This window comes from Pseudomonas sp. PS01298, assembly GCF_029959745.1.
GTDB classification, from domain to species: Bacteria; Pseudomonadota; Gammaproteobacteria; order Pseudomonadales; family Pseudomonadaceae; genus Aquipseudomonas; species Aquipseudomonas aylmerensis.
Window position 1 is genome coordinate 1 of sequence record NZ_JASCPP010000171.1, and the last position, 8,820, is coordinate 8,820.

At 63.8% G+C, this 8,820-nt stretch carries 6 protein-coding genes and 2 riboswitches; of the genes, 2 read left to right on the top strand and 4 right to left on the bottom strand.

Annotated features, from left to right (window positions below):
* Window positions 1-127: 127 nt before the first annotated feature.
* The 4 genes from cobM to QMX97_RS30515 all read right to left on the bottom strand — a co-directional run bounded on the left by cobM (window position 128) and on the right by QMX97_RS30515 (window position 2,237).
* Window positions 128-874: a precorrin-4 C(11)-methyltransferase gene (gene cobM, locus QMX97_RS30500; protein WP_262131686.1), complete on the bottom strand. Its 747-nt coding sequence runs from the start codon at window positions 872-874 to the stop codon at window positions 128-130.
* Window positions 875-943: 69 nt separating this feature from the next.
* Window positions 944-1,336: a cobalamin biosynthesis protein gene (locus QMX97_RS30505; RefSeq protein WP_282398144.1), complete on the bottom strand. Its 393-nt coding sequence runs from the start codon at window positions 1,334-1,336 to the stop codon at window positions 944-946.
* Window positions 1,333-2,037, bottom strand: coding sequence for a CbtA family protein (locus tag QMX97_RS30510; protein WP_065906443.1), 705 nt, complete (start codon window positions 2,035-2,037; stop codon window positions 1,333-1,335). Before QMX97_RS30510 ends, QMX97_RS30505 begins: the two co-directional genes overlap by 4 nt.
* Window positions 2,038-2,048: 11 nt before the next feature.
* Complete coding sequence (locus QMX97_RS30515; protein ID WP_027606475.1) at window positions 2,049-2,237, bottom strand: CbtB-domain containing protein; 189 nt, start codon at window positions 2,235-2,237, stop codon at window positions 2,049-2,051.
* Window positions 2,238-2,333: 96 nt separating this feature from the next.
* A riboswitch (cobalamin riboswitch) is annotated at window positions 2,334-2,540 on the bottom strand.
* Between the two features lie 837 nt (window positions 2,541-3,377).
* A riboswitch (cobalamin riboswitch) is annotated at window positions 3,378-3,577 on the top strand.
* Window positions 3,578-3,669: 92 nt separating this feature from the next.
* Here QMX97_RS30515 and cobW point away from each other — a divergent pair.
* Both cobW and cobN read left to right on the top strand, forming a co-directional pair.
* On the top strand, window positions 3,670-4,731 hold the full coding sequence (gene cobW, locus QMX97_RS30520; protein ID WP_065906450.1) for a cobalamin biosynthesis protein CobW: 1,062 nt from the start codon (window positions 3,670-3,672) through the stop codon (window positions 4,729-4,731).
* A gap of 3 nt (window positions 4,732-4,734) precedes the next feature.
* Entirely contained in the window at window positions 4,735-8,496 is a 3,762-nt protein-coding gene (gene cobN, locus QMX97_RS30525; protein ID WP_282398145.1) for a cobaltochelatase subunit CobN, read from the top strand.
* Window positions 8,497-8,820: the final 324 nt, after the last annotated feature.

The following is an 8,820-nucleotide window of genomic DNA, read 5'->3' on the forward strand; positions in this document are numbered from 1 at the left end:
GCGGTGCCCCAGTCACTCAATTAGTTGACTGACGCACCGCATTCGCGAGCAAGCCCGCTCCCACATTTTTGATTTATATTTTATTCAGTTAAATCAGTGGCTTATATTCGATTGATGAGGTTTAGCATTAGGGCCGATAAAGGTGTGCATGCCCAGCCCGATACAGCGACGACTCGCTGAAACTGTCACTCGCCAGCACCCGACCCACGACAATCAACGCGGTACGCCTGAAGCCCTTGGCGGCGACCTTTTCGGCAATGTCACTCAGCGTTCCCAACGCCCAATCCTGATCCGGCCAGGTCGCCCGGTGCACCACGGCAATCGGGCAATCGGCGCCATAGTGCGGCAGCAGTTGCGCGACGATTTTCTCCAGGTGATTGACCCCCAGGTGGATCGCCATGGTCGTGCCGTGTTGCGCCAGGCTGTCAAACGCTTCGCCGGCGGGCATGCTGGTTTTGTCGGCGTAGCGGGTCAGGATGACGCTCTGCGCAATGTCCGGCAGGGTCAATTCGGTCTCCAGCAGCGCTGCACACGCCGCCACCGCGGTCACGCCAGGGATGATCTGAAACGGAATGCCCAGCTCGCGCAAATAGCGGATCTGCTCGCCGATCGCGCCATACAGGCTTGGGTCACCGGAGTGCACGCGTGCCACATCCAGGCCATTGGCGTGGGCGGCCTTGATCAGGTCGATGATCTGTTCCAGGTGCAGTTCGGCGCTGTTGACCACCTGCTGCGCCTGATGGCCTTCCAATACCGCCGCCGGCACCAGCGAGCCGGCATAGATAATCACCGGGCAACTGCGGATCAGCCGCTGGCCTTTGACAGTGATCAATTCCGGATCGCCAGGGCCTGCGCCGATAAAGTAGACGGTCATGGTATTTCCTGTTTAAAAGCGGGCGTGTATGAACATTGTTCATGTTCAGGGCAGGCAATTATCGGGGTTTCAGCCTGCGCAGGCCAATGCAAAAGTCGCCTGGGCGTTTTTTCGGCGGGTGATCAGCAGGCGGGCAGGGCCCCTGGCGAGGTGTTCGGCGAGGGCCAGGGCGGCGCTTTCGGCGACGCCATGACAGCCTGTGTGGGCGAACGCGACGGCTGATTTGTGGCTCAGCCGGTTTTCATACACCGCCAGTTGGTCGGCGCTGAAGCACTGCAGCGGCAGCTTAAGCAGGCGGGACAGGGCGACCAGGCCCGGTTCATCCTGCCTGCGGTCGATGCTTGCCAGCGCAGTGATGCGCTGGCGCTCGATCCCCCCTTCGGCGAGGGCGCTGTCCAGCAGGTCCAGCAGGGTGTGAACTTCACAGCCGCGCTGGCAGCCCAGGCCGACCACCAGGGTCATGCCGAGTATTGATCGTCGCGGTTGCGGCGAAACAGCCAGGCGCTGATCAGGCCCAGGGCCAGCCAGAACGCCACGTTGGTCAGCTGCGACGCGATCTTGAACTGCGCTTCCAGGGCTTCCGGGGCTAGCATCGAATGCACTTCCGGCTGAGGTGCGCCGATCACGTGTGGCACCGCCAGGATCGCCACGCCGAGGATTTTCAGCAGCCAGTTGCGACCGAACACGATCAGCGCAATGCCGGCTGCCGTCGAGGCCGCGGTGCCGATCCACCAGATCTGCCGTTGTGCGAGATCGGCAGCGGCGGTGCCTGGCAGCTCAGGCGGCAGGCCCAGGGTCGGTGCCAGTACGAAGGTCGCATAACCGGCCAGGCCCCACAGCAGGCCTTGGGCGGTGCGAGTAGGCGCGCGCAAGGTGTAGAGGCCGGCGAGCATCAGGGCAAAACCCACGGCAACGACCAGGTTGCCGCCGGTGGTGGAGAGCACGCGTTGCCAGCCGTCTTCCGGCTCCCAGGCCTCGGCGTCGTGGCTGTGGGCGGCGGCGCCGTCGGCATGTTGATGTGCCACTTCAGTAGTGGCCGGGGCGTTTTCGAACGTTTCCGCCTGCAAAATCAACGGAGCTACCCAGAAACTTTGCAGCAGGGTCAGCAGCAGGGCGGCCAGGAGGCCGGTGAAACCTGCGGTTTGCGCAATACGCTTGATCATGTCGGCAGGTCTCAGTGGCACGGGAACGCAGCGCTGTGGCGGGTATCGTGGGCAGCGTTGTGCACTGCTTCGATGTGCGAGAAACCGGCGAAATACACCAGGCACGCGCCGAGAATCGACGCGCCGATGGCGGCGGTCAGGCGTTGGCTCAGGGTGGCGGAGCTGCTGGCGGTGTGCGAGGTGCTGCTGATGATCGACATGGCGCGTCCCTTCTGGGTGTCAGGGTGAAACGAGCGCATGAAAACCCCGCGAGCCAGGCACGCAGGGTTCTGAACAGCGCCCGCCCACCGCGGGTTTGTTATCTGATTTTTTCGGGCCGGTCTCCGGGCTTGCGAGGGGGCTCCTGGGGGAGTCCTGAAAGCGTCGCCTTCCCATGCCCTTGGCACAGTGGATCTGACGCTTCGCTCGCTTACCGTTGCGGGGGCAGCACCGGACTCGTCATGTGATGACTCACCGGTTTCCCGTTTCACCCTGTGAAGGGCACCCGAAACAAGGTGTGTAGGAGAGCATGGGGGTGGGAGGGGAGTCAAATCGGTTGTGGGGGCATATCCGTTATTTGGGTAACGGCCGCCTATGGTTCCGCCCTTACGGCGGGTCACTTTTGAACAGCGCAAAAGTAACCAAAACGCTCTTGCCCCAACACTCGGCACCTCGCCTAGGCTCGGTGTGCCCTCACGCAGGCTTGAATCCGTGGGCCGCCGCAATGGGCCATCCTTGGCCCAGTGCGGCTAACCCGGCGTCCTGCCGGGTTACCCACGGATCCAAACCTGCGTTCGGCCAGCGTGTTTAATGGGGCGCCTCAGATCAAGATCAAAAGCGGCTCGCTTCGCATCGTAGGTACGCTTTTTGATCTCTGTAGGAGCCGGCTTGAACGGCGAAAAACGCGTGTGCGCCGCGTACATTCTGATGTTTCCGCGTCATCGTTAACGACCATCGCAGGCAAGCCAGCTCCCACACGTATCCGCTTTTGATCTAACCACTCAGGTCGGCTTTAAGGCCGCCGCGCTTTTGCTTTTGATCTTGATCTTGATCTAGGCGCCCCATCAAACACGCTGGCCGGAATTCGATATTGATTTGGGGGGTAAACCGGCAGGGATGCCGGTTTAGCCGCCCCGCGCCATGGATGGCGCGTGGCGGCGGCCCCCCAAATCAATGTCGGATTACGGGCACACCGAGCGTGAGCGAGGTGCCGAGTGTTGGGGCAAGAGCCCTTTTGGTTACTTTTGGGGCTCTTTTCCAAAAGTGACCCGCTGTAAGAGCGGAACCAATAGCCGCCATTACCGCAGAAACGGATATGTACACCAACCCAACCCCATCATTGACCATCCCCCCACCACTGCGTAGCCTTGCACCCTCGAGGTTCTTCAGCCCAGGCCGAAGCTAAGAAGGGAACGCGGTCCAATCCGCGGCTGCCCCCGCAACTGTAAAGGGTTTATCCGACTGCCACGCCACTGCCACCAGGCGGGAAGGCGCAGCCGGCGCCGGTCGCACGACCCGCAAGCCCCAAGCCAGGAGACCTGCCTCGCAACCGATTTTCCACTTCAACCGGGCGGGGTGATCCGGTGACGAAATCTGCCGCTGCGCGCCGCCGCAGGGCCTATCGTCCCGTATGCCCGCCCCAAAGGGCATCCGATGAAAACACTGGCCAAACTCCCCGTCACCATCGTTACCGGCTTTCTCGGTTCGGGCAAAACCACGCTGCTGCGCCATATGCTCGACAACGCCCAGGGCCGTCGCATTGCCGTGATCGTCAACGAATTCGGCGAGCTGGGCATCGACGGTGAAATCCTCAAGCAGTGCTCCATCGGGTGCACCGAGGAAGAAGCCAACGGCCGCGTGTATGAGTTGGCCAACGGCTGCCTGTGCTGCACCGTGCAGGAAGAGTTCTTCCCGGTGATGCGCGAACTGGTCGCCCGTCGCGGTGACCTCGACCATATCCTCATCGAAACCTCGGGCCTGGCCCTGCCAAAGCCGCTGGTGCAAGCCTTCCAGTGGCCGGAAATCCGCAGTGCCTGCACCGTCGACGCGGTGATTACCGTGGTCGACAGCCCGGCCGTGGCCGCCGGCACCTTCGCCGCCTTCCCGGATCAAGTCGACGCGCAGCGTAAACTCGACCCGAACCTGGATCACGAATCGCCATTGCACGAGCTGTTCGCCGACCAACTGGCCAGCGCCGACCTGGTGATCCTCAACAAATCCGACCTGATCAGCGCGGAAGACTTGGCCCGTGTGCGCCTGGAAGTCGCCGAAGAACTGCCGCCGGCGGTGAAGATCATCGAAGCCAGCAGCGGGCGCCTGCCGCTCGACGTGCTGATCGGCCTGGGCGCCGGCTCCGAAGAGCACATCGACGGTCGCCACAGCCACCACGATCATCACCACGAAGGTGAAGACGATCACGACCACGATGCGTTCGACTCGATCTCCATCGACCTGCCGCAAGCCGACGAAGCGCTGCTGCTCGACGCCCTGACCCAACTCGTGGTGCAACACGGCATCCTGCGCGTCAAAGGCTTCGCGGCGATCCCGAACAAGCCGATGCGCCTGCTGATCCAGGGCGTGGGCACGCGGTTCGACAAGCACTTCGACCGCGCCTGGGCGGCCGATGAAGCGCGCATCACGCGCCTGGTACTGATCGGCCAGGAGCTGGATGCGGCTGGCCTCGAAGCGCAATTGCGCGCTGCCCTCAGCGTTTAACCCATGCACCTGCTCAGGACCCAGCCCGGTGGTTTCGTCTCGGACGACAATATTGCCGACCTTGGACAAACGCCCGCCGAACTGGTGATCCTGTGCAGCGGCGACTCCAGCCTGGCGCTGCTCGCCGAAGCCGCCCAGCAGTTGCCCGAGGATTACCCCAGCTTTCGCCTCGCCAACCCGATGCAGGTGCAGAACCATGCCTCGGTCGACCTGTACGTCGACGAGGTGCTGCGCCATGCCAAGGTCATCCTGATTTCGCTGCACGGCGGCATCGGCTATTGGCGCTACGGTATCGAGCGCCTGGTGGAGTTGGCCGAGCGCGGCGTGCAACTGATCCTGGTGCCGGGGGATGATCGCCCCGACCCGGAACTCAGCGGGCTGAGTACCGTTGGGGCGGCGGAACGCGACCGCCTGTGGCACTTCCTGCGCCAGGGCGGCCTGGGCAACGCGCTGGATTTCTACGGTTGCCTGGCGAGCAGTTACCTGGGCCGCAGCTACGCCTGGAACGAGCCGCAAACCCTGCCGCGCACGGCGATTTATCACCCGCACACAGCCAACCCGCGCCTGAATGACTGGCAGGCGGATTGGCGCGCGGAGTGGCCGGTGGCGGCGGTGCTGTTCTACCGCTCGCACCTGCAGGCGGCCAATACCGGTTTTATCGATGTGTTCTGCCAGCGCTTGCAGGCGGCGGGTCTCAACCCGTTGCCGATGGCGGTGGCCAGTTTGAAAGAGCCCGGCTGCCTGACGGTGGTCGAGGACCTGCTGGACGAGGTCGGCGCGGCGGTGATCCTGAACACCACCGGCTTCGCCCAGTCCAGCCCGGAAGCCCCGCACCTGCGGCCGTTTCGCCGCAATATCCCGGTGATCCAGGCGATCTGCGCCCAGGACAACCAGCCCGGCTGGGAAGCCAGCGAACAAGGCCTGGGCCCGCGCGACCTGGCCATGCACATTGCCTTGCCGGAGTTGGACGGGCGCATCATCAGCCGGCCGATCAGCTTCAAGGACCTCGCCTGGCGCAGTGAGCGCAGCCAGTCGGACGTGGTGTGCTACCGCGCCGCGCCCGAGCGCATGGATTTTGTCGCCGAACTGGCCCGACGCTGGGTCGAACTGGCGCGGGTGCCGAATGCACAAAAACGCATCGCGCTGATCCTCGCCAACTACCCGACCCGCGACGGCCGTATCGGCAACGGCGTGGGCCTGGATACGCCTGCTGCTGCGCTGAATATCCTGCGTGCCCTGCACGCCGAGGGTTATCCGCTGCCCGCTGAGTTGCCGGAGAGCGGCACTGCGTTGATCCATGAACTGCTGGGCGGTGTCACCAACGACCTCGACAGCCTCGACCTGCGCCCCTGCCATCAAAGCCTTGGCCTGGATGATTACGAGGCGATGTTCAACCGCCTGCCCGAGGCTAATCGCCGGGCCGTGCTGGAGCGCTGGGGTACCCCGGACCACGATCCGATGTGCCGCGACGGGCGCATGATGATCGCCGGCCTGCGCCTGGGCCTGACCTTTGTCGGTATCCAGCCGGCGCGCGGTTACCAGGTGGACGCCAGCGCGGTGTACCACGACCCGGACCTGGTGCCGCCTCACGGCTACCTGGCGTTCTATTTCTGGCTGCGCCATACCTACGGCGCCCATGGCGTGATTCATGTGGGCAAGCACGGCAACCTCGAATGGCTGCCGGGCAAGGGCGTGGGCCTGTCGGAACACTGCTGGCCGGACGCGCTGCTGGGGCCGTTGCCGAATATCTACCCGTTTATTGTCAATGACCCGGGCGAGGGCGCCCAGGCCAAGCGCCGCACCCAGGCGGTGATCATCGACCACTTGATGCCGCCGCTGACCCGCGCCGAGACCTATGGGCCGTTGCGTGACCTGGAATTGTTGGCGGACGAGTACTACGAGGCCCAGTTGCTCGACCCGCGTCGGGCGCTTGAGCTGCAAAAGGACATCCTCAAGTTGGTGCGCGAAACCCGCATCGACCAGGAACTTGAGCTCGACAACGACGCCGACGCAGCGGTATGGCTGCCGCGCCTGGACACTTACCTGTGTGACCTGAAGGAATCGCAGATCCGCGACGGCCTGCATATCTTTGGCGAGTCGCCCGAAGGCCGCCTGCGCATCGACACTCTGCTCGCATTGCTGCGCATTCCGCGCGGCGATGGGCGTGGTCCGCAATCGAGCCTGTTGCGGGTGTTGGCCAAGGCCTTCGACCTGGGCTTCGACCCGCTCGATTGCGCCCTCGCCGAACCCTGGACCGGCCGCCGCCCCATGGTCTTGCAGAAGATCGACGCGCAGTTGTGGCGCACCGCCGGTGACACCCGCGAGCGCCTGGAGCTGTATGCGGCGCGCTTGATCGAGCAGGCGTTGGAAGGGCCGCTGGAGCAGTTGGAAGAGCCCGGTTGGGAGGATGTGAAGGCCGTTATCGAAAGCCTGCGCATTGTCGTCGCACCGCGCCTGGATGCCTGTGGCCCGGCGGAAATGCGCGGCTTGCTCGACGCCCTGGGCGGCCGTTTCGTGCCGGCCGGGCCGAGTGGGGCGCCGAGTCGCGGGCGCCTGGATGTGCTGCCGACGGGACGCAATTTTTTCACCGTGGACGTGCGTAACCTGCCGACCACCACCGCCTGGCGCATTGGCTTTCAGTCGGCGAACCTGATTCTTGAGCGACACCTACAAGATCATGGCGACCACCTGCGCCAGCTCGGCCTGTCGGTGTGGGGCACCGCGACCATGCGCACCGGAGGCGACGATATCGCCCAGGCCATGGCGCTGATGGGCGTGCGCCCGGTATGGGCCACGGGCAGCCAGCGCGTGGATGACTTTGAGATCCTGCCGGTCAGCCTGCTGGACCGCCCGCGCGTGGACGTGACGCTGCGCGTTTCGGGGTTCTTCCGCGATGCCTTCGCCAACCTGATCCGCCTGTTCGACGCAGCCGTGCAGGCGGTAGCGGCGCTGGATGAGCCGGATGATATGAACCCGCTGGCCGCCAAGGTGCGCAGTGAGCGCGCGGCGCTGCTCGAGTCCGGCCTGGATGAAGCCGAAGCCGCGAAGCAGGCGGGCTGGCGTATCTTCGGCGCCAAGCCCGGTGCCTATGGTGCAGGCGTGCAGGGCGCGATTGACGGGCGCCTGTGGCAAAGCCGCGAGGACTTGGCCGAGGTCTACCTCAATTGGGGCGGTTATGCCTACGGCGGCTCGGATGAAGGCACTGCCGCCCGCGAGCAATTTGCCCAGCGCCTGAGCCAGGTGCAGGCGGTGTTGCAGAACCAGGACAATCGCGAGCACGACTTGCTCGATTCCAATGACTACTACCAATTCCAGGGCGGCATGCTCGCTGCCGTGGAAACCCTGAGTGGCGACAAGGCTGCCAGTTATCATGGCGACCACAGCCAGCCGGACTTGCCCAGGATCCGTACCTTGAAGGAAGAGCTGAACCGCGTGATCCGCTCCCGCGCTGCCAACCCGAAGTGGATCGACGGCGTGAAGCGCCACGGCTATAAGGGCGCGTTCGAGATGGCCGCGACCGTGGATAACCTGTTCGCGTTCGACGCCACCACCGCGCTGATCGACGATCATCAATACGCCTTGCTCGCAGACGCCTACCTGCTCGACCCCGACACCCGCGCGTTTGTGCAGCAGCACAACCCTGCGGCGCTGCGCGACATGACCGAACGCATGCTCGAAGCCCAGCAGCGCGGCCAGTGGCAGGAACCGGGGGCGTATAAGGAAGCGTTGGAAAATCTGTTGCTGGATATAGAAGAAGACGGCTAAGGCTGTCTGTGGCAAGTGGGCTTGTTGTGGCAAGTGGCCTTACTGAGGGTGAGTAGGTTTGTTGTGGCAAGTGTCCTTACTGAGGATGAGTAGGCTTTTTGTGGCAAGTGTCCTTACTGAGGATGAGTAGGCTTTTTGTGGCAAGTGGCCTTACTGAGGGTGTGCAGGCTTTTTGTGGCAAGTCGCCTTACTGAGGGTGTGCAGGCTTTTTGTGGTGAGCGGGCTTGCCCCGCGTTGGGCTGCGAAGCAGCCCCAAAACCGCACGCTGCGGTTTGTCAGAAACAAATGCGTTGGCTTTAATGGGGCTGCTGCGCAGCCCAACGC